This is a genomic window from [Anoxybacillus] calidus (genome assembly GCF_013760845.1).
In the GTDB taxonomy this organism is placed as follows: Bacteria; Bacillota; Bacilli; order Bacillales; family Anoxybacillaceae; genus Paranoxybacillus; species Paranoxybacillus calidus.
Genome location: NZ_JACDUU010000007.1, coordinates 100175 through 121336 on the forward strand (window position 1 = coordinate 100175; position 21162 = coordinate 121336).

Genomic DNA, 21162 nt, shown 5'->3' on the forward strand with positions numbered 1-21162 from the left:
TTGCGGGGCCTGACACTTTGCTTCAGGGGCAGCCTCATTTTCTGTTTGGACAAAACATATATCAATAGGAGGAAAAACAAAACATAATTAAAATAACTTAATTGTTATTATATATTATTATTAGAAATTATTAAATATTATGAATATTTTTTAGGGGGATAAAATGGTTTATCGTTTTTTATTTTACATCGTTGGTTTGTTTATTATTTCATTTGGTGTTGTATTAACAATTAAAGCTGATTTAGGCGCAGGAGCATGGGATGCGTTAAATGTCGGTTTAGCAGAAACAATCGGCTTTACGGTTGGAACATGGGTCATGATTGTTGGCACTATATTAATTATCATTAATGCGATTCTCTTGAGAAGATTCCCAGAAATATTGGCTATTGCTACCATTATCATCATCGGTGTTTTTATTGATTTTTGGCTGAAATTCATTTTGTCCAATTGGGAACCATCTAGTTTGTTGTTGCGGTTGTTGTTATTTTTGCTTGGTTTAATCATTATTTCTATAGGGGTATCTATTTATTTACAGGCAAAATTTCCCCTCAATCCAATTGATCAATTTATGATGGTTCTAAAGGAGAATTTGAAAATTACATTGATGACGGCAAAAACGCTAGGAGAAGTGTTGGCACTTATTTTAGCGCTGGTATTTAATGGTCCAATAGGGGTAGGCACCATTGTGATTACGCTTCTTATTGGTCCGTTCATTCAATTTTTCTTTCCTAAATTTGAGTATTTATTCAAACAAATCAGCAAAAGCCACTAGAAATTTTCTAGTGGCTTTTTCATTATTTGATGGATAAACTGCTTATCTTTGAAAAAAATAACGGTGTAAACAGCATTTTGAAAGGAGTGAGAGCGATGAAAAAATGGAGTTTTATTTGTTTTATTAGTTTCTTTTTTTTCCAATCATCTGTTATAGCTGCAGAGCCTGTACAAAAATATACCATTCCAAATTCAGTAATGGATATATCAAAAGAGAATACGTACCCAAATCCAACGCAAGATTTACCATACTTACAGCCGAGTAAATTTGCGAAGGAATTAATTAAGTCAGCCAACGTAAAAATTGACAACCCTGAATTAATTCGTTTATTAAACGAGTCTTCTGCTACAACGACACCGCTTGCGATTGGCTATCGAGCCAATATTTACTTAGGACAATGGCCGCTTAATTACCAATCAACAGAAACGGCAATCAATTGGGAGTATCAAAAAATTAATACGAATTTTTATGATAATCGCAGCGGAAATGCTCCACAAAAAATTTCTTATCGGCAAGAGACGCAAAAACATATTCGTGGTGGCTTAACCGCAAAAATTCCGAACGAAGAAGCTGTGAAAAAGATGATGTTATTAACAGCAATGAAGAAGACAAATTTGCCGCTAGCGTTTGGTACGGTTATTGGCATAGGAACGAAAAAAGACCGCGCTTACAATGTCCCTGTGCAAAAACTTGGCTATCTATATGCTTATGCTCCTGCTGTCAATGAAAAAGGAAAAGTAACATACGGGGAAGTATATGTGGTCTTAAAAGGAAACAAAAAACGCATTGTTGTGAAAAATATTACAACTCAAGGAATTGGGGCATGGATTCCAGTTCAAGACCGCGTATCATTTTCCTATGTCATCAGCGGCTCTCCAAGATAAAAGGGGGTCTGACCCCCATCGCTTCACCGCGTTAACGTAGTGGGGGTCAGACCCTTATTTTGTAATATTCGCTTTTCTTACTGTAAAATCAACATCACGATAATAACTGTTTTTGACAAGCACGTTTGGACCTAAGCATTGAACAGCTGGACAATGGCAGTTTAATTGTTTGGCAAGAGATGAATTCATCCATTTTTCATATGCTTCCAGAAGAGTGTTATGCTGAATATTGCCAAGGGTTGGTTCATCGCCAAAATCTGTAACGATAATATCCCCTGTAAAGATATTGACATTTAAGCGTGAACGTCCGTCTGGATCGTTGCGAACAGTAACATTTTTGCTTGAATACAATCGTTTCAACAGCGCTAAATCTTCTTCTTTATCGCTACATGGATAAAAAGGAAGCGTGCCAAAAAGCATCCATACATTTTCATCACGGATGTCGAGCAAATGATGAATCGCTTCACGTAATTCATCAAGACTTAACGTTTCAAGAGCGCTAGCAAAGTCGCTCGGATACATTGGGTGCACTTCGTGGCGTTTGCAATGCATCTCATCGACAATTTGGCGGTGAATCTTTTCTAAATGCGGTAATGTACGTTTATTCAGCATTGTTTCCGCCGATACGATAACCCCCATTTTCGCAAGCGCTTTAGCATTTTCAATCATCCGTTCAAAATACTTTTCTCTCTGGGCAATCGTCGGCTTGCGTTCCATCATGGCAAATCCGCCTTCAACGAAATCTTCCATCGTACCCCAGTTATGAGAAATATGCAACACATCTAAATAAGGAACGATTTTTTCATAGCGTTCAAGTTCAAGTGTTAAATTTGAATTGATTTGTGTGCGCACGCCTCGCTCATGAGCATATTTTAAAAGAGGAACAACATATTCGTTTACCGATTTAAGTGAAAGCATCGGTTCGCCGCCAGTAATGCTTAATGAACGAAGGTGCGGTATTTCTTCAAGACGTTGAATAAGCAAATCTAGCGGCAATGCCTCTGGGTCCTTTGTTTGCAATGTATACCCAACTGCGCAATGCTCACAACGCATATTACATAAAGTAGTTGTTGTGAATTCAATATTCGTTAATTGCAATTTACCATACTGCTCAATATCTAAATACGCTTCCCACGGATCGTAGTTTGGAGTAATTGGTTGGAGTGTAAGGCTATTCATCGTATTCTCCTCTTCTTTCATGAATTGATAAACTAACGTTAATTATGTAAAACAATGTAGAAAGTTGTCAAATTCCTTGCCGATAAATGAAGATGGCAAGAAAGGATATTTTTGGGCAATGCCGTATATGAAAAAGACCTACAACTAAAATATTTAAAAGACAGGATGAATATGTTGGAGAGTTATTAACTCCATCGGTTCTAAATCAGCGGATTTAGCGGATTATTGGGCGTCTCATTCAAGTTTAGGAGTGAAATATGAATCATTTAAGAAAATTGGTAAAAGCCGCTATGACAAGCAGGCTTTTTCTTTTTAAATGAGTTTTTTGTTATGGGGGTTCATTTTGAATTGCTTTTCATACTCAGAGAAAAAGGAGTATAATAAACAAAGACAGTATTCTAAATATTAGTACATATTTTGAACAAAGGGGAAGGGGCGTTAAACTGTGGAGAAGTTTCAAGAAAGTATGTACAAGCTAATAGTGGAAACGTCTACAAAATTACCGAAAGATGTTCGCCGCGCCATCGCTCGTGCAAAGGCGAAAGAGAATGCTGGAACACGCGCAGCAATGGCATTAACAACAATCGCTGGAAACATTAAAATGGCAGATGAAAATGTATCACCAATTTGCCAAGACACAGGACTTCCGACATTTAAAATTAAAGTTCCTGTCGGTGTTAACCAAATAAAAATGAAAGAAGCGATTCGAAACGCAATCGCTCAAGCGACAAAAGATGGAAAGCTTCGCCCAAACTCTGTTGATTCATTAACAGGAGAAAACAGCGGCGATAATCTTGGTGACGGTGTCCCTGTTATTAAATTTGAACAGTGGGAGAACGATTATATTGATGTGCGTCTTATTTTAAAAGGCGGTGGCTGTGAAAATAAAAACATTCAATACAGCCTTCCTTGCGAATTGGAAGGATTGGGACGAGCTGGACGCGATTTAGATGGCATTCGCAAATGTATTTTGCATGCCGTTTATCAAGCGCAAGGACAAGGATGCAGTGCTGGCTTTATCGGTGTTGGTATCGGCGGCGATCGTTCTTCTGGCTATGATTTAGCAAAGGAACAGTTATTCCGTTCCGTTGACGATGTCAATCCAAATGAAGAGCTTCGTCAATTGGAAGAATATATTATGGAAAATGCAAACAAGCTTGGTATCGGTACGATGGGCTTTGGCGGTGAAACGACGCTTCTTGGCTGTAAAATCGGTGTGATGCACCGCATCCCGGCAAGCTTCTTCGTTTCCGTGGCTTATAACTGCTGGGCGTTTCGTCGTTTAGGTGTTAAAGTTGATCCGACAACAGGCGACATTATTGAATGGTTATATCAAGAAGGCGAAGATGTTGATTTTGCGAAAGAGTTAGAAAAGACAGAAGAAAAGGCTTCTGTAAACATCGGAGAGACTCGCGAATTTGTTCTAGAAGCACCAATTACGGAAGAACAAATTCGTCAGCTTAAAGTCGGTGATGTTGTCCGCATTAACGGCATGATTTATACAGGCCGCGATGCCATCCATAAACATTTAATGGACCATGATTCTCCAGTTGATTTAAATGGACAAATTATTTACCACTGCGGACCGGTAATGTTGAAAGATGAAGACGGCAAATGGCATGTAAAAGCAGCAGGACCGACAACAAGCATTCGCGAGGAACCTTATCAAGGAGAAATTATGAAAAAGTTTGGTATTCGTGCTGTCATCGGTAAAGGCGGTATGGGTGCAAAAACGCTCGCGGCGTTGAAAGAGCATGGTGGTGTCTATTTAAATGCCATCGGTGGAGCAGCGCAATATTATGCTGACTGTATTAAGTCTGTCGAAGGTGTCGACTTCTTAGAGTTCGGTATTCCAGAAGCGATGTGGCATTTAAGAGTAGAAAACTTTACCGCTGTTGTCACAATGGACTCGCACGGAAATAGCTTACATGAAGATGTGGAAAAATCATCATTGGAAAAATTAGCGCAATTTAAAGAACCGGTGTTTAAATAAAAATAGGCTGAAGACCGCTAGCATTTAAGGCTAGCGGTTTTTTGTGTAAAAAAATGGATTGACTAAAGTTTGCACAGAAGAAAAACCTATTTTTAGCGATACTTCTAAGGAGGATCAGGCGATGAAGAAGTTGATTGTAATATTGTCCTTGCTTATTATTATTTTTGCGATTCCTTATGATGCAGGTGCTGTCTCCAATCAAGCAATTCATTGGGGATTTAAAAAAAGTGAGAATCATAAGCCACCATCTGCTGGAAAAGAATTAGACAACCTGCTTGCAAAATATGATGCCTTTTATTTAGGAAATCCTAACAAAAAAGAAATTTATTTAACATTTGATAACGGCTATGAAAATGGTTATACTGCGAAAATACTTGATGTTCTAAAAGAAAAAAACGTCCCGGCTACGTTTTTTGTAACAGGGCATTACCTAAAATCTGCCCCGGATTTGGTCAAGCGAATGGTAAAAGAAGGTCATATTGTCGGAAATCACTCTTGGCATCATCCGGACTTAACACAAGTAAGCGATGAGAAACTGCGCGAAGAATTGGAATCAGTTCGCAAAAAAACAGCAGAGCTGACAGGGCAAAAAACGATGAATTATCTGCGCCCACCGCGCGGCATTTTTAGTGAACGCACGATTGCCGTCGCAAGAGAACTGGGATATTACCACGTTTTTTGGTCGCTTGCCTTTGTCGATTGGAACACCGATCAACAAAAAGGGTGGCAATACGCTTACAATAATATTATGAAGCAAATTCACCCGGGAGCGATTCTTTTACTTCATACCGTTTCGAAAGATAACGCTGAAGCTTTAGCAAAAGTGATTGACGATTTGCGAAAACAAGGTTATACATTTAAGAGTCTTGATGATTTGATGTTAGAAAAAACGATGCTTCACCCATGGCTGTTTACCCTTTGAGCATGTTGTTCAAAGGGTTTTTTAGACGAATGAAGCGGACTTGCGCACAAGTGTGTTGATTAACCAACAAAATCCAGATAAAGCGGATTTATTTAAGTAGCTTTTCTGCCGAAGTCAGCTAAGCGTTTCGCTTAGCTGACTGGGCATGGGCCTGCATGCCTAACCCGAACGGAGAACGCTTTGCGGACAAATGGATTTGTCCGCAGGCGTTCTCGTTCGGGTATCACGGCAGAAAAGCTCGAATCACTGAGAAAGTAGTTATAAATAATGGATCATCAACACTCATGGAATTGCTCAAGTTTCTGTTATGCTATAATGAAAAGAAAAAGGAATGAACGTCGATGTGGCAAGAACGAGTTGAAGTACAGGCTCCTTATGATTTTTCCCGAGTTTTGGAGCGTTTGGCGCGTGATCCATTGTCCAACATCCATTTAAAAAAACAAGAAATTATCGTCCCACTTTATATTCACGAGATTCCTGTAGCTGTTTCTGTACAAAGTATCGGAACAAAAGAAAGACCGCATTTTCTTGTGACGGCAAAATATCAAGAGTTAAAAGAAGAAATACTTGAACGCATTTTTCATCTTTTTCAATGGGAAACGCCATTGGCAGCCATACATAACCACTTTTTAAATACAGAGCTAAAAGAAATTTTTATTCAGCATGAAGGTACGCCGCTTATTTTAGATTTTGACCTTTATTTTTGTCTAATGAAATGTCTCATTCATCAGCAATTAAATATGAAATTCGCTTATCACCTCACCGAACGATTTGTAAAAACGTTCGGAAAAGAAATGGATGGTATATGGTTTTACCCGCGTCCGGAAGATATTGCTGCATTAAGTTATGAAGATTTGCGGCAATTACAGTTTAGCGGGCGCAAAGCGGAATATATCATTGATACATCAAGGCTCATTGCAGAGGGAAAGCTGAATTTAGAGAAGTTGAGAGAAGTGTCGGATGAAGAGGTGATGAAAGCATTGCTTCCAATTCGCGGTATTGGGCCATGGACAGTCCAAAATTTTCTTTTATTCGGCCTTGGCCGCTCGAATCTTTTTCCGAAAGCCGATATTGGTATTCAAAATGCGATCAAGCAGCTTCTTCATCTCGAGCAAAAACCTTCCTATGAGCAAATGGAAGAGTTAAGCAAAAATTGGGAGCCGTATTTAAGCTATGCTTCCTTATATTTATGGAGAAGTATTGAATAGGAGTTAGGAAAATGGAAAAAACAGCAATCAAAATCAAAAAGGGACAACAGTTTCCTCTTACCATTAAGCGGCTTGGCATCAATGGAGAAGGGGTAGGATATTTCAAAAAACAGGTCGTTTTTGTACCAGGGGCGCTTCCAGGCGAGGAAGTTGTCGTTGAGGCAACAAAAATTGAACCGAGATACGCGGAAGCGAAAATCAAAAAAATTCGTAAGAAATCCCCTTACCGCGTTCAACCACTTTGTCCTGTTTACGAGCAATGCGGTGGATGTCAGCTTCAGCATCTAGATTATGAAGCGCAATTGAACGAAAAGCGCGACATTGTTATCCAGGCGTTTGAACGTCATTGTCACATTCCAGTTGGCCAGTTGCATATAAAACCAACCATCGGTATGGACACCCCGTGGAATTACCGCAACAAAAGCCAGTTTCAAGTCGGAAAGCAAAAAGGAAAAGTCATTGCGGGGCTTTATGGGCTTAATTCTCATCAATTAATCGATATTTCTGAGTGTTCTATTCAGCATCAAGCAACAAATAAAGTAACGAAAATCGTAAAAATGATTTTGCAAGACTTGCAAATTCCGATTTATGATGAGCGAAAACGGACGGGACTTGTAAGAACCATTGTTGCAAGGGTAGGTTTTCACACGGGAGATGTCCAGCTTGTATTAATTACGGCTGAGAAAGAAATTCCCCGCAAAGAACTGCTAGTGGCTGAAATTAAGCGCCGTCTTCCTGAAGTAAAGTCGATTGTACAAAATGTAAACGGCCGGAAAACATCTCTTATTTTCGGTGAAGAAACGTTTTTGCTTGAAGGAGAAGAGTATATTCAAGAAGTATTAGGAGACCTTTCTTTTGAATTGTCAGCCCGGGCGTTCTTCCAGTTGAACCCTGTGCAAACGGTAAAATTATATGATGAAGTTAAAAAAGCAGCTGCATTAACAGGCAGCGAAAAAGTAGTGGACGCTTATTGTGGTGTGGGAACCATTGGACTTTGGCTGGCAAAAGAAGCCGGGGAAGTACGTGGTATGGATATTATTCCTGAAGCGATTGAAGATGCAAAGAAAAACGCGGTGAAACATGGTTTTACAAATACGTTATATGAAGTGGGCAAAGCGGAAGTATTGCTTCCAAAATGGGTAAAAGAAGGATGGAAACCGGATATCGTCGTAGTTGACCCTCCGCGGACAGGCTGTGACGAACAACTGCTAAAAACCATTCTTAAGGTAAAACCGCAAAAAATCGTGTATGTCTCTTGCAATCCATCTAGCCTAGCAAGAGACGTTGACGTACTATCAAAATTTTATAAAGTTGATTACATTCAGCCTGTGGATATGTTTCCGCATACTGCTCATGTGGAGTGTGTAGCGAAACTAACCTTGAAATAAAAGGATTTTAAAGAAGGCTAGGCGACATTTGACCACATTTGTGTTGCCTAGCCGTTTTTTCGTATAAAATCCCCAAATAGCCGTGCGTTTTTTTTCACCATCTTTCTTGTTACGCAAGCATACACCTCACCGATCGTTTTGATAGAGACATGTCCTAAACGAGCCTGTACTTTTTTAAGTCCGCGCCTGCTAATGTGGCATTAATGTGGTATGGGGTATGTCTTAAGTCGTGGAAGCGGATTTTCTTTACCCCAGCAGCTTTTATAACACGATTAGAAATATCTGTTGACGTACGAGGAAAAATCGGTTTTCCAGTTTCTCGAGCAAAGACAAGGTCGTTATCTTCGTATTTGGAATTAACACTGGGTTGAGGGTCAGCGACGTTTTAAAGCTTAAAGTCAAAGATGTCAAATGCAAAAGCCATTTGATGATTTATGAACAAAAAACAGGTAAATATAAGCGAATTTAAAATTAACCAGGAGCTGCAGCAACACATTCTTTCTTACACAGCCAACATGGATGATGAAGAATATTTGTTTAAATTGCTGCGCTCTCCTTTCCCGATTAAAAGAGTACAAGATACTAAACCGTGCAGCAAAGAAAATCGGCATCTCAGAAATCGGTACCCACACTCTTCGGAAAACATGGGTACGGCGGATTGTATTGCCCTAACCGGGGTTATCCAGAAGATCCTGAAACGAAAATCAAGCGTCTTGAGGTGGAAGTAGAGATGCTAAAAAAGCTCTTAAAGATGTGAAAGGGGGAATGGAAGCAGTACCAGCTCACAAGAAATTCGCCATCATTCAAGAAATGGCTGGGTGTCATGGTTCGATTCAACAATTATGTGAGATAGCAGGAGTGTCTCGAAGTGGATACTACAAGTGGGTAAAACGACAGGAACGCCCTTCTCAGAAGCAATTGGAAGACGAGCATCTAAAGGAAAAAATCGAGGAGTGTCATGAAGAACTGAAAGGCATCTATGGGTATCGGAGAGTCAAAGTCTGGCTTAAACGGAAATACAAACTGAGTATCAACCATAAACGAGTACAAAGGCTGATGAGGGAGATGGGCATCCGTGCGGTGATTCGGAAGAAACGGCCTTATTACGGAAAGAAAGAGCCTTATGTGATTTCGGATAATCATCTAAACAGAGATTTCCACGCGTCAAAACCAAACGAGAAAGGGGTTACAGATATTACCTATTTAATATTTAATGGGCAAAAGCTCTATTTGTCCGCCATTAAAGACCTATACAATAATGAAATCGTGGCCTACCATATCAGCCAAAGAAATGACATCAAACTGGTGATCGACACGCTAAAAAAGGCCATAAAAAAACGGAATGTAAATGGACTCCTCCTACATAGTGATCAAGGGTTCCAATATACATCCCGTCAATACAACAACCTACTAAAAAGATACAATATAAAGGCTAGTATGTCCAGAAAAGGAAACTGTTTGGACAATGCCTGCATGGAAAACTTCTTCAGCCATTTCAAGGCAGAGTGTTTCCATCTGTACTCTTTTCGCACAGCCGAAGAGGTGAAGGATGCCGTACACAAATATATTCGTTTTTATAACCACCAACGTTTCCAAAAGAAATTAAACAACCTGAGTCCTTATGAATATAGGACTCAGGCTGCATAAATGTGCTTTTTTATTCCTGTCTACTTGACAGGGGTCACTTCATAAAAAGATGGGCATTAAAAAGATATATAATACGAGTCGGTCTAAATCCAATTGCCTTACCCAAACAGTTTCTTGATGTTTGGTAATTGAATATATTTGAAAAACTCAACTTATCTCCTCATTCAGAATATACTCCAATACTTCATAGCCATCATAATTTCTAAAGAAAATAACTACTCCCTCGGTTAAATAATTTGCTCCCTGACACGAATGAAAACTGAACTACCCAAAAAAATTCCTTGTGTTTTTTGTTTCCTGCTTATCATAAACACTTGTGTGTCACATTCTTCTGCTGTAATATTCAAATTATAAGGATAATAATGGAAGAAAGTCGCAAAAGAAATTGTTTTGTGAAAAAGTTTAAGTGTAGAGTATAAAAAACTTTTGCAAAAATCGAATAAAGGTTTGATTTAAAAAAGACAGGGAGCTTCCGCGACTTCTTGTCACAGTAGGTATTAAAATAATGAACAGCGGACAATGTTAATTCTTATTATTCAGGTAATCATAAGAGGAAAGCAATGAATTGAAAGAGATATAATAAAATATTTCGGAAAAGTAAATATTTTTGGTTGCTCAAGAGGGGAAAAGCAAATGATGATTATTCAGTTCTTGTATGGGTTACTGGTAGGAATTCTATTTTCATGTTTGCATAATTATTTTAGGAAAAAATCGAAAAGCGATACTAAAAGATTTGAGGATAGTGAAAAAAGAATTTTTAAATTAGTAGAAAGCGCCAAAGATATTATTTATTATTACCAAATTAAGCCTGAGCCAAAGTATATATATCTTAGCCCTTCTATAGAAAAAGTTTTAGGTTCTGGATTAGTAGAGAGAAGTTATCAAAATCCATATACTCACTTTGAACTCATTCATCCAGATGATTATGAAATATTAGCAAAAAAAATTAATGGGAATATTGATTACGATCAACCAATTGTTCAACGCTGGAGGGATGAGCAAGGAAACTATATATGGTTTGAAGAATATACTACCCCGATATTTAAAAATGGAGAGCTTGTTGCAGTTCAGGGGATTATTAGAAATATCAATGACAAGGTAAATCTACAAAAGGATTTAGAATATCGTATTACTCATGATGCTTTAACTGATATTCACAATCGACAATTCTTTGAGCAAAATATGGAAATATACGATCAACATGTAAATGTACCTGTAGCTATTATTTTGTGTGATTTAGATGAACTTAAATATGTAAATGATAATCACGGACATAAAAAAGGGGATGCTTTAATAAAAGAGTTCGCCAAAATATTAAGCCGATATTCCTCAGAGAATACCATCGTTTCCAGAATTGGTGGAGATGAATTTGCTATTCTTGTAACAGATACCGACAGTGAATATGTAGAAAGTATGGTAGATCATATTTCAAAAGATATTATAAGGTATAATGAAAATAGCACAGATATTAAAATAAAAATGTCAATAGGTTACGCTTTCAGTCATCATTCTATAGGAAAAATGGAGGACCTATTTACTGAGGCGGATAAAAACATGTATTTTGAAAAAAGACTAAAAAAGAATAATATGTTACATCAATTAGAAAGTGTGTAACGAGGGAAATATAGAACGACATTTTCCTATTTATTCACTAAAAAATGTCTATGTATCAATGAGCTCAAGCACTTATTATAGATGCGGAATACGGATGAGTTTTATAACAATTGAATCCAGAACTTTGTCCCCTTGCCTTCTTAATACCTACTATGTAACCCCTAAAGATATGTGTCTGTCCACTACCCGATTTTTAGCGAATCTTTATAAAAACATTCGGGTGTGTTGACAGGCTTTTGTTTTGGCTCCTTTTTTACATCATTCAATTGTTTGTTAAAATGATTAGAGTGTATGAAAAAATTGAAGAAATACATCATGAATATCCGAGTGTGATTGTGAATTTGCTTACATACAAAGCCAAAATCGTTGAAGGAGAGACGAAAGTGAAAGAGCATGCGGAATTAAAATGGATGCCGCTTCAAGCATTACACTCTCTTGAATGGGCACCCGCTGATATTCCAGCCGTAGAGGCTTTATTAAGGTGTCTGTCCCTCATCACTTTAATGTTTTAACGTAGTGGGGGTCAGACCCCATGTTGTCGGATTTAACTTTTCAACTTCATAATAAGGATAAAATCTCCAAACAATAAACTAATTCCTGTTAAAGTTAAAATGACTCTATAAACCCAATAAGGTAAGAGAAGTCTTAGTACATTTAGAATAAAAAGATCTCCATTTTGGTCACCTACACCAAAATTTTGCTCAGCAAAATTCGAATGAAAACTTTTATTATACTTTAATGCTAAAAATAGGGAAATTAATCCCATAATCCCTAAGAAAATAATTACTCCCAAATCATTGCTAGACATTATGTAAACACCTCATCTTTTCATATTACATATCTTTATACGCATTTTTGGAAAACTGGTTTCAAACAAAATTTCCATATGTCGTTTATTAGAACTTACACATACTATTTTTTATGGCAAACTCGAGTAACGTTCAAGTAATGAATCATTTATTCATAGAACTAATGCCACTCCTCTATGTACTGTTCACTCAACATATATGGAGTGTGGCACAATTATATTTGACATAGAAAATAATACTCAGCTAATTCTGTTGTTTTTATGTCTTTTTTGGATAAGTGGAAAAAAGTGTTTTTACATTTGTTCAACATTATATTTACATTTGTTCTTTGGATTGGTATAGTAGTCGTGTAAAGCTTTAGCTATCATTTCTTCGGTAGAAAGGCAAATGTTATTTTTATACGAACGAAAAGCGTTTCCATTTTTAGTAAAGAAAAAAGGGAGAACGCACATTTTTTCAAAAGAACAAAAACTTCTACAAAAGAGAAAGAAATCATGAAGGTAACAAACATTTTTGACATTAAAGTTTGATGTTACAAAGGCTGAAACTCATAAATTGGCTGAGGAAGCAAAAGAATATTCATTTGTATGTGTCATTCACTAAGGATGATTAAGGGAGCAGTAAAAGGGCTTAACAAGAAGTAAGGAAATGTAGTAGCGCGATTTATCTTAAAATTTTTACATATATGATCAGCTAGCATTGTAAGTTTTATCAGAAAAGGTATTTCCTTTTCCGGTTATTAATAGTGGAAAGGAACTGCTTTTTTTAAAATAAAAAAGTGAGGAGGATATGGCTGTGAGAAACTAGATGAGTTTTTCACGGCAATTTTTATGGGTGATGTCGGTTTACTTCTTTCAGGAGCTACATTATTTTTAAACAGTTTAATGTTGTTTGGAAAAGCGAATGAAAAAAGCGTGGGAGTCTTCAATTTATTTATAGGGGCTCTTCAAGTCATTATACCATTTTATTTAATTGTTGTTTCTGATCAAAACCATTGGACCATTTTTAATCTGGCTTGTATCTTTTTATTTGGTTTTACCTATTTATATGTAGGTGTTACTACGCTAAAAGGTCTTGAAGGCAACGGATTGGGATGGTACTCTCTCTGGGTGTCCATCATAGCGATCGTATATGCAGTTGTATCTGTCATACATTTTCATGATATGATCAATGCCTTAACATGGGTAATGTGGGCTTATTTATGGTTTTTATTCTTTTTATCTATGGCTCTTAATAAGAAAATGGATGCTTATATTGGAAAAGTGGCCTTTGTACAATCATGGGTCACTCTCACCATTCCAGCACTCCTATCTCTAACAGGCGTGTGGAAAATCGATTTCGTTGCACAGGTATGGTTCTATGTATTGATATTATCGATTGTTTATTTCTGTATTTCTGCTATTAGATTAAAAGTTTCATTAAATAGCAGAGGAAAAAACACGGATGTACAGGTAAATTCATAAATGATTCGCTTTGTATAAAGAAGAAGGGTGTTTACGGAGTAAGAGTGCTGACCTATACGGTATCTGGCACTCTATTATCCACATTAGGCCGTCCAGACAGAAACTTATTCAAAAAGAAGAAGCAGGAACCGAATAAAGGGTCCTGCTTTTTTTGTGCAGTTTCAATCGATTGATCCCACTCTTTCAACCCACTTTCGGGGAGTATAGGTAGATCATTTATTATATCTCCTTTTGGTTGATTCCCATTCTTCGATATGGCGAAAAATAGGTGTTTTTATAAAACACTTGTCTAATCAAATGACTGGAAATTGGAATGTTATGGATTATAACGACTATTAAAGAGGGAGATTCATATGTTAGCAGATCGAATTATTTTGACGGGTCAGCAATATCTAGGGACTCCTTATGTATTTAATGCTCCATCTTATCGCACAGATATGTTTGATTGTAGTTCGTTTACACAGTATGTTTTTGGTGTGAATGGCATTCCTCTTCCTAGAAACTCCCGACAGCAATTTTTAATAGGGACTCCTGTTTCTTTACATCGGATTCAAAAGGGTGATTTATTGTTTTTTACGACAGAAAAAAGAAAGAAAAGAAACGGAGTCGCTAAAATTGGACATGTTGGAATCTATATAGGAAACAATCAAATGCTTCATACGTACCGCCAGGGAAAAAAAGTAACCATCACAGAGTTAAACTCATATTGGAAGAAAAATTTTATCGGTGCTAAGAGAGTGTTGTAAATTTCAGCGGTAAATGACAAACAAATCGGCTGTAATGGGGATATGTTCAATAATGATGTGATAATAGGGCTACTTTCTCAATTTGTGTGTGTTTACATCATACTGAGTCTTAAATAATTTTAATCTGACCAACTTGAAGATAGTAATTTAAAGCTTTGTCCAATGAAATGAGGTCACAAGTTATAAATTACTACAATTTTGGACTTGAATCTTTCTTATTTTTTTTATATTATTATATCGACAATTCTAGATATTTATAATTTTTTATATTATAATATCGATAATTCTAGATATTTATAAATATATATAAGGGGTGATGAACCGATTTGATAAGCATAAAGGATATTCACGCATGTTTAAAGAAACCATCTGACTCTTGGCCTGTTCTTTCCTATAGAATCATACGAGATCGGTATTTCGGGGATGAACATTGAAAAGCAGTGGTAACCAGGGATTGTGCATGTTAAAAGACGGTAGATCGCATCATGAAGGAAAGACTGGGCTTATAAACACAAGGAGATAACGAACAGAAACCATCTCTATAACTTGTATGTAAAAATTCTAAGTAATGGCACCTATGAAGTGTGAATGACCGGTATGATCTACACTTCTACTACAACAGAGTTGCATTTAGCGAGTATCATAGATTGATATTCGTGAAAGATAATAGAGTAGGCTGGCATTCAGAGCATTACAACAAGCGTTAAGTAGGGAGAAACAAACGGGAAAAGTGATTTTATTACTTGGCTCGAAATGGCCAAAATTTTAAGCGCTTACATAAATGTGGAGGAGGTGATGATAAATAGCGAAGGATCAAACTGCTGCTGGTACGAACATCAAGGAAGAATAATCGTTGGATGTCATGATGAAATCATTCTATATCAGTTAAAGTAGAAGCTTATATATTAAGAATTAAACAGAGAGGAGACAATCAAACATGATCCGTGATATCGATTTACAATCCATTCAAGAAGTAAGGGACTACCTTGAGCAAGCTAAAGAAGCACAAAAAATACTCGAAAAAATGACACAAAGTGAAATTGATCAGATTGTTGAAAGCATGGCGAATGCGGCAAGGGAAGAAGCGGAGCGATTGGCAGCTATGGCAGTAGAAGAGACCGGTTTTGGCAAAGTTGCCGATAAAGTAGTGAAAAATCTGTTTGCTGCCAATGACGTTTACAACGCTATCAAAGATATGAAAACGGTCGGGATTATTCGTCGAGATGAACAAAATCGCATATGGGAAGTCGCTCAACCTGTAGGGATCGTTGCAGCCATCGTTCCATCCACCAATCCAACTTCGACAGCTATTTTTAAATCGTTGATTGCCGTTAAGGCCAGAAATGCCATTATTTTTAGCCCTCATCCATCGGCTGCAAAATGCACAGCGGAAGCGGCAAGAATCATGCAAGAAGCGGCAGAGCGTGCTGGAGCTCCAAAGGGTCTGATTTCTTGCATCACGCAACCGACATTGGCTGCGACAAACGAGTTAATGAGACATAAATTAACAGACGTCATTCTCGCAACAGGCGGCATGGCTATGGTGAAAGCGGCTTACAGTTCCGGAAAGCCTGCATATGGCGTAGGACCTGGAAATGTACCAGTCTATATTCATGAAAGTGCCAATATCGCAAAAACTGTTCAATTAATCATTCAAAGTAAAACTTTTGACAATGGAACAATCTGCGCTTCCGAACAAGCTCTTCTAGTTGATCAATCTATCAAAGAACAGGTTGTTTCTGAGTTGAAGCAACAAGGCGCTTACTTCTTGAATGATGAGGAAAAACAAAAGGTAGCCTCCATTATTATGGTAAACGGAGCGTTAAATGCTAAGATTGTTGGAAAATCGCCTCAAGTGATTGCGGAAATGGCTGGAATTGAGATTCCATCCGACGCGAAGGTACTTGTTGCGGAAGAGACAAATGTGGGCAAAGAATATCCATTCTCAATTGAAAAATTGTCTCCAATTCTTGCTTTCTATACTGTGAAAGATATGGAAGAAGCAAGCGCTATTGCCGTAGCACTGCTTGAATTAGGTGGACTAGGTCATACTTTAGGAATTCACGCTGAAGACGAAAAGGTAGTAGAAGCGTTCACCATCGATAAACCAGTTTCACGTGTGATTGTAAATTCTGGTACGACATTTGGTGGAATCGGTGCCACTGTGGCAATCCAGCCATCCTTGACACTGGGATGCGGTTCTTTTGGTAATAACATTACTTCCGACAATATTGGACCACAGCATTTGATTAACATTAAACGTGTGGCATATGGAATTCGCGAGATGGCAGAACAAGAGTCAGGTGTGAAAGAGGAAAATCCTGCGTTAGTCTAAAAGTAGGAAGTAATAGTTATATAACCAACCCAGCATATCGCTGGGTTGGTTATATTTTTGACCGATTGTTACATTCAAAAATTGTCTAGTATTAAGGATTTCGCTAAATTGACGAATAAAGGGGAAAGGAGGCTCGGTATTTTAGTACTGAGAGGAATGCGCCTTTTTTCCGTTTCGCTAACTTGAGCTAAACTTAGTTTAGCCGTAACATTAGTAATATGAAGAGACTCAGTTTATCTAAAACGAACATGGAGGGGAAAAATGTCAAAAGTAAAAACAAACGCGATGCGTATTCTTGATAAGAAAAAGATCAATTACAATGTCCTTACCTACGACAATCAGGATGGAAAAATCGATGGCATTTCTGTTGCCCATAATATTGGGAAAGACCCTCGAATGGTGTATAAAACATTAGTAACGCAGGGGAACAGCGGGAACATTTATGTGTTTGTCATCCCTGTGGAATCGGAACTGGATTTGAAAAAAGCTGCACAAGTAACGGGCGAGAAAAAAGTCGAAATGGTACCGGTGAACGATATGCAAAAGTTGACAGGTTATATCCGCGGAGGGTGTTCGCCGATAGGTATGAAAAAACTTTATCCAACCTTTATTGATTTCAGTGCTTCTCAACTTGAGCATATCGTCGTCAGTGGCGGCAAGATCGGTGTGCAAATTGAGCTTAGCGTGGAAGCTTTACAAAGCGTAACAGAAGCTGCACTGCAAGAAGTGGTAAAAAAGCAAGAAGTATGATCGGGTCTTATATATACGAATATCCCCCTTGTTTCACGCAAGGAGGGAATTTTACTTGGGCTTTGAGGATAGAGTGATGTACATGTTCTAGTGCTTAGGCTTACCTTGTGATAGGTGAGCTTTTTATTTTAGGAATAAAGACAAAAGAGGGAATGGTTCATTCGATTCGACGGATGTTGTCTCAGAAAACGAAGGCGTGGGAGTGATTCAAGGACATATACGGTATTTATAAGCAGAAACGAATATACCGTGTGCGATGGAATGAAAGGTATTAAGAGGATGAAAAAAGGTAAAAATATTAGAGAACAAGCTATGAAAGAAAGTGTTTGCAAAAAAAAGTCCGCTTTTTGATAATGAAGAAAGAAAAATCAAAAACTAAAAAAAACTCCAAAAATTTCACATTGAAACACATAGTCCATTGTCTGTAAAATAAAGATGACAAGACTAAAATTTTTTCAAGGAGGAACTAAAAATGAAAGCACTTACATATCTAGGGCCGGGAAAAAAAGAAGTCATGGAAAAGCCAAAACCAAAAATTGAAAAGGAAACGGATGTAATCGTTAAGATTACAAAAACAACGATTTGCGGAACGGATTTACATATTCTTAAAGGAGATGTTCCTACTGTAGAAGAAGGTCGAATTTTAGGACATGAAGGTGTAGGGGTTGTTGAAGAAGTTGGTTCAGCTGTAAAAAATTTTAAAAAAGGTGACAGAGTCCTGATTTCTTGTATTACCTCCTGCGGAAAATGTGAAAATTGCAAAAAAGGGTTGTATGCGCATTGTGAAGATGGAGGCTGGATATTAGGACACCTGATTGACGGAACCCAAGCGGAGTATGTAAGAATTCCATACGCAGACACAAGCCTTTACCCGATCCCGGAAGGCGCGGATGAAGAGGCTCTCGTTATGCTTAGTGATATTCTTCCAACAGGATTTGAAATTGGCGTGTTAAACGGAAAGGTTCAGCCGGGACAAACAATTGCCATTATAGGAGCTGGTCCCGTAGGCATGGCAGCTCTATTAACTGCTCAGTTTTATTCACCTGCAGAGATCATTATGGTTGATTTAGACGATAACCGTTTAGAAGTTGCGAAAAAATTTGGCGCAACTCAAGTGGTTAATAGCGGTGACGGCAAGGCCATTGAAAAAATTATGGAATTAACCGACGGAAAAGGTGTAGACGTCGCAATGGAAGCGGTCGGAATTCCTGCAACATTTGATATTTGCCAAGAGATTATAAAACCAGGTGGCCGTATAGCCAATGTAGGTGTTCATGGAAAAAGTGTTGAGTTTCATATTGAAAAATTATGGATACGTAACATTACGTTAACAACCGGTCTTGTCAACACGACTTCTACGCCAATGCTATTAAAAACTGTTGAGGCAAAAAAATTGCATCCAGAACAATTGATTACCCACCGCTTTGCCTTTTCAGATATTATGAATGCTTATGAGGTATTTGGTAATGCATCAAAAGAAAAAGCGTTAAAAGTCATTATTTCCAACGACTAAGTTTTCTTTTTAATGATAAAAAATCCATCCATTCTTGAACTTTAGAACCTATATCATTACTCGTTATATAATGATACGGGTTCTTTTTTTATACAAATGCTTGACTTAGTGTCTGTCAATGCCCGAAGAAGATAAGGTATTGTGGATTTCCTGGCGATGTGCTAATCTGTTCATACATGATCTAACCAAGGAATCGTTTTAAATTTATGTTAGTTGATTTACTTAAGTACAGTAATGTAATATAAAAATACGATTGAATTGACGGACCTGGAGGTAACAATGGAACTTTTAGAAGTATTTAAAGCCTTGTCAAATGAAACGAGGCTGCAGATTATACAGTGGTTAAAAAATCCTGAAACTCACTTTCCAAAACCGCAACACGGAGATATACACGAAGATGGGGTTTGTGTGAGCGACATTCATAAAAAGGTTGGATTGTCACAATCTACCGTGTCCCTTTACCTATCCATGCTGCAAAATGCCGGATTGATAAAAGCAAAACGAGTTGGGCAATGGACTTATTATAAAAGGGATGAGGAGAACATCAAAAAAATGCTCGAATTGTTATCTAGGGATTTATAAGTCAAAATCCTCGCTTACCGCTTAGATGGTAAGCATCATTACATTTTTGACTTGAATCTCCCTTATTTTTATATTATTATATCGATAATTCTAGATATTTATAAATATAGATATAAAATAATGATAATGAACGGATTTGGTAAACATACATGAAGGATATTCACGTATGTTTAAAGAAAACCATCTGATTATTGGTTTGTTTTTCCTTTGGAATCATCGTGGACAGCATCCCGGAGATGAACCTGGAAAAGCAAATGAAACCGGCAAAAAGAAATATAGATGTGGAGGAATGGCGATGAACCGATTTGATAAGCATAAAGGATATTCACGCATGTTTAAAGAAAAACATCTGACCCTCGGTTTGTTCTTTCCTATAGAATCATACGAGGGCAGCATTCCAGAGATGAATATTGAAAAGCAAATGAAACTGGCAAAAAGAGCAGAAGAGCTCAATTTTGCTGCATTGTTTGTTCGGGATGTTCCATTACATGACCCTTATTTTGGGGATGTGGGCCAGATTTATGATCCTTGGGTCTATTTAGGGTATATAGCTGCCCATACAGAAAAAATTGCTTTAGGTACTGCAAGTATTATTCTGACATTGCGTCACCCTTTACATGTTGCGAAAGCAGCCGCTTCCGTCGACAAACTATCCGGCGAACGTCTGATTCTTGGGGTGGCGACTGGGGATCGACCAATAGAATTTCCAGCCTTTTCAGTTGATCCAGAAAATCGTAGTACTTTCTTTCAAGAGGCCGTATTAGTAATGAAAAAAGCGTGGAAAGAGAACTTTCCGGTAATCCAATCGCCGCGAGTCCATATGTTGAGTGGGGACCTTTTGCCAAAACCACGACTGTCAGACATTCCGGTATTGGTAACCGGCCACAGCTCTCAGTCTGTTGAATGGATTGCTGAAAACAGTGATGGGTGGATGTATTATCCGAGAAACTTGAGATTCCAAGCGGAATTGATTAAACAGTGGCGCTCTCATACTGATCAATTTAAACCATTCACTCAGTCTCTATATGTAGATTTGACAGAGGATCCGAATCATCCGCCAATCCCTATTCATTTAGGGTTTAGAGTTGGGCGCAATATACTCATTGAATTCCTTGAAAGTCTTAAAAATGCTGGTGTCAATCACGTGATTATCAACTTAAAATATGGTCAACGTCCTGTAGAAGAAGTGATTGAAGAATTAGGGGAAGAAGTGGTTCCACACTTTCCAGCATTAAACGGAAAGTAACATAATGTATCGTGAGTATGAAAGGCCTTTCTTGTCTTTGTAATGTGGATATTGAATAGATCTTTCTTGTTCGAACGATGATGAAAACTTCCAAACAAAAACTCGGTCTTT

The 21162-nt window shown here is 37.7% G+C and carries 17 protein-coding genes and 3 pseudogenes; 17 read left to right on the forward strand and 3 right to left on the reverse strand.

Annotated features, from left to right (window positions below; genetic code table 11):
- Positions 1 to 163: 163 nt before the first annotated feature.
- Both HNQ85_RS13860 and HNQ85_RS13865 read left to right on the forward strand, forming a co-directional pair.
- A complete protein-coding gene (locus tag HNQ85_RS13860; RefSeq protein ID WP_181538316.1) occupies positions 164 to 772 on the forward strand; it encodes a YczE/YyaS/YitT family protein in 609 nt (202 codons plus the stop codon).
- A gap of 95 nt (positions 773 to 867) precedes the next feature.
- Positions 868 to 1656 carry a YfkD famly protein gene (locus HNQ85_RS13865; RefSeq protein ID WP_181538317.1) on the forward strand — a complete coding sequence of 263 codons (789 nt, stop codon included), beginning with the start codon at positions 868 to 870 and terminating at the stop codon, positions 1654 to 1656.
- 54 nt (positions 1657 to 1710) lie between these two features.
- Here the strand turns inward: HNQ85_RS13865 and yfkAB are convergent, their stop codons facing one another.
- Positions 1711 to 2835, reverse strand: a complete 1125-nt coding sequence (gene yfkAB / locus HNQ85_RS13870; RefSeq protein ID WP_181538318.1) for a radical SAM/CxCxxxxC motif protein YfkAB — start codon at positions 2833 to 2835, stop codon at positions 1711 to 1713.
- A 445-nt stretch (positions 2836 to 3280) separates the two neighbouring features.
- On the opposite strand from yfkAB, the gene HNQ85_RS13875 reads away from it, so the two are divergent.
- The 4 genes from HNQ85_RS13875 (at position 3281) to rlmD (ending at position 8346) form a co-directional block, all read left to right on the forward strand.
- The gene (locus HNQ85_RS13875; RefSeq protein WP_181538319.1) at positions 3281 to 4828 is read left to right on the forward strand and encodes a FumA C-terminus/TtdB family hydratase beta subunit; all 1548 of its coding nucleotides are present in this window, start codon (positions 3281 to 3283) and stop codon (positions 4826 to 4828) included.
- A 121-nt stretch (positions 4829 to 4949) separates the two neighbouring features.
- Positions 4950 to 5750 (forward strand): delta-lactam-biosynthetic de-N-acetylase, encoded by an 801-nt coding sequence (gene pdaA / locus HNQ85_RS13880; RefSeq protein ID WP_246326878.1) that lies wholly within the window; start codon positions 4950 to 4952, stop codon positions 5748 to 5750.
- Positions 5751 to 6091: 341 nt separating this feature from the next.
- Positions 6092 to 6958: a DNA-3-methyladenine glycosylase family protein gene (locus tag HNQ85_RS13885; protein ID WP_181538320.1), complete on the forward strand. Its 867-nt coding sequence runs from the start codon at positions 6092 to 6094 to the stop codon at positions 6956 to 6958.
- Between the two features lie 11 nt (positions 6959 to 6969).
- Positions 6970 to 8346 (forward strand): 23S rRNA (uracil(1939)-C(5))-methyltransferase RlmD, encoded by a 1377-nt coding sequence (rlmD, locus tag HNQ85_RS13890; RefSeq protein ID WP_181538321.1) that lies wholly within the window; start codon positions 6970 to 6972, stop codon positions 8344 to 8346.
- Positions 8347 to 8500: 154 nt separating this feature from the next.
- Here rlmD and HNQ85_RS18095 read toward each other — a convergent pair whose 3' ends face one another.
- The gene (locus HNQ85_RS18095; RefSeq protein ID WP_409994139.1) at positions 8501 to 8650 is read right to left on the reverse strand and encodes a site-specific integrase; all 150 of its coding nucleotides are present in this window, start codon (positions 8648 to 8650) and stop codon (positions 8501 to 8503) included.
- 440 nt (positions 8651 to 9090) lie between these two features.
- Here HNQ85_RS18095 and HNQ85_RS13895 point away from each other — a divergent pair.
- From HNQ85_RS13895 to HNQ85_RS13905, 3 genes and pseudogenes are all read left to right on the forward strand, one after another.
- Positions 9091 to 9993 (forward strand): annotated as a pseudogene (locus HNQ85_RS13895) (IS3 family transposase); the annotation flags it as partial.
- A gap of 633 nt (positions 9994 to 10626) precedes the next feature.
- Positions 10627 to 11607 carry a sensor domain-containing diguanylate cyclase gene (locus tag HNQ85_RS13900; RefSeq protein ID WP_181538323.1) on the forward strand — a complete coding sequence of 327 codons (981 nt, stop codon included), beginning with the start codon at positions 10627 to 10629 and terminating at the stop codon, positions 11605 to 11607.
- Positions 11608 to 11906: 299 nt separating this feature from the next.
- Positions 11907 to 12119: pseudogene (locus HNQ85_RS13905) on the forward strand (hypothetical protein); the annotation flags it as partial.
- Between the two features lie 32 nt (positions 12120 to 12151).
- On the opposite strand, the gene HNQ85_RS13910 reads toward HNQ85_RS13905, so the two are convergent.
- The gene (locus HNQ85_RS13910) at positions 12152 to 12415 is read right to left on the reverse strand and encodes a hypothetical protein (protein ID WP_181538324.1); all 264 of its coding nucleotides are present in this window, start codon (positions 12413 to 12415) and stop codon (positions 12152 to 12154) included.
- Positions 12416 to 13246: 831 nt separating this feature from the next.
- Between HNQ85_RS13910 and HNQ85_RS13915 the strand changes: the two genes are divergently transcribed.
- The 8 genes and pseudogenes from HNQ85_RS13915 to HNQ85_RS13945 all read left to right on the forward strand — a co-directional run bounded on the left by HNQ85_RS13915 (position 13247) and on the right by HNQ85_RS13945 (position 21051).
- Positions 13247 to 13879 carry an AmiS/UreI family transporter gene (locus HNQ85_RS13915; protein WP_181538325.1) on the forward strand — a complete coding sequence of 211 codons (633 nt, stop codon included), beginning with the start codon at positions 13247 to 13249 and terminating at the stop codon, positions 13877 to 13879.
- Between the two features lie 353 nt (positions 13880 to 14232).
- A complete protein-coding gene (locus tag HNQ85_RS13920) occupies positions 14233 to 14625 on the forward strand; it encodes a C40 family peptidase (protein WP_181538326.1) in 393 nt (130 codons plus the stop codon).
- A 316-nt stretch (positions 14626 to 14941) separates the two neighbouring features.
- Positions 14942 to 15066: pseudogene (locus HNQ85_RS17690) on the forward strand (LLM class flavin-dependent oxidoreductase); the annotation flags it as partial.
- A 496-nt stretch (positions 15067 to 15562) separates the two neighbouring features.
- On the forward strand, positions 15563 to 16960 hold the full coding sequence (locus HNQ85_RS13925; protein ID WP_181538327.1) for an acetaldehyde dehydrogenase (acetylating): 1398 nt from the start codon (positions 15563 to 15565) through the stop codon (positions 16958 to 16960).
- Between the two features lie 261 nt (positions 16961 to 17221).
- On the forward strand, positions 17222 to 17710 hold the full coding sequence (gene ybaK, locus HNQ85_RS13930; protein ID WP_181538328.1) for a Cys-tRNA(Pro) deacylase: 489 nt from the start codon (positions 17222 to 17224) through the stop codon (positions 17708 to 17710).
- A 472-nt stretch (positions 17711 to 18182) separates the two neighbouring features.
- Positions 18183 to 19223: a zinc-dependent alcohol dehydrogenase family protein gene (locus tag HNQ85_RS13935; protein ID WP_181538329.1), complete on the forward strand. Its 1041-nt coding sequence runs from the start codon at positions 18183 to 18185 to the stop codon at positions 19221 to 19223.
- Positions 19224 to 19502: 279 nt separating this feature from the next.
- Positions 19503 to 19805, forward strand: a complete 303-nt coding sequence (locus tag HNQ85_RS13940; protein ID WP_181538330.1) for an ArsR/SmtB family transcription factor — start codon at positions 19503 to 19505, stop codon at positions 19803 to 19805.
- Positions 19806 to 20100: 295 nt separating this feature from the next.
- Positions 20101 to 21051 carry an LLM class oxidoreductase gene (locus tag HNQ85_RS13945; RefSeq protein ID WP_181538405.1) on the forward strand — a complete coding sequence of 317 codons (951 nt, stop codon included), beginning with the start codon at positions 20101 to 20103 and terminating at the stop codon, positions 21049 to 21051.
- The last annotated feature ends 111 nt before the right edge of the window (positions 21052 to 21162 follow it).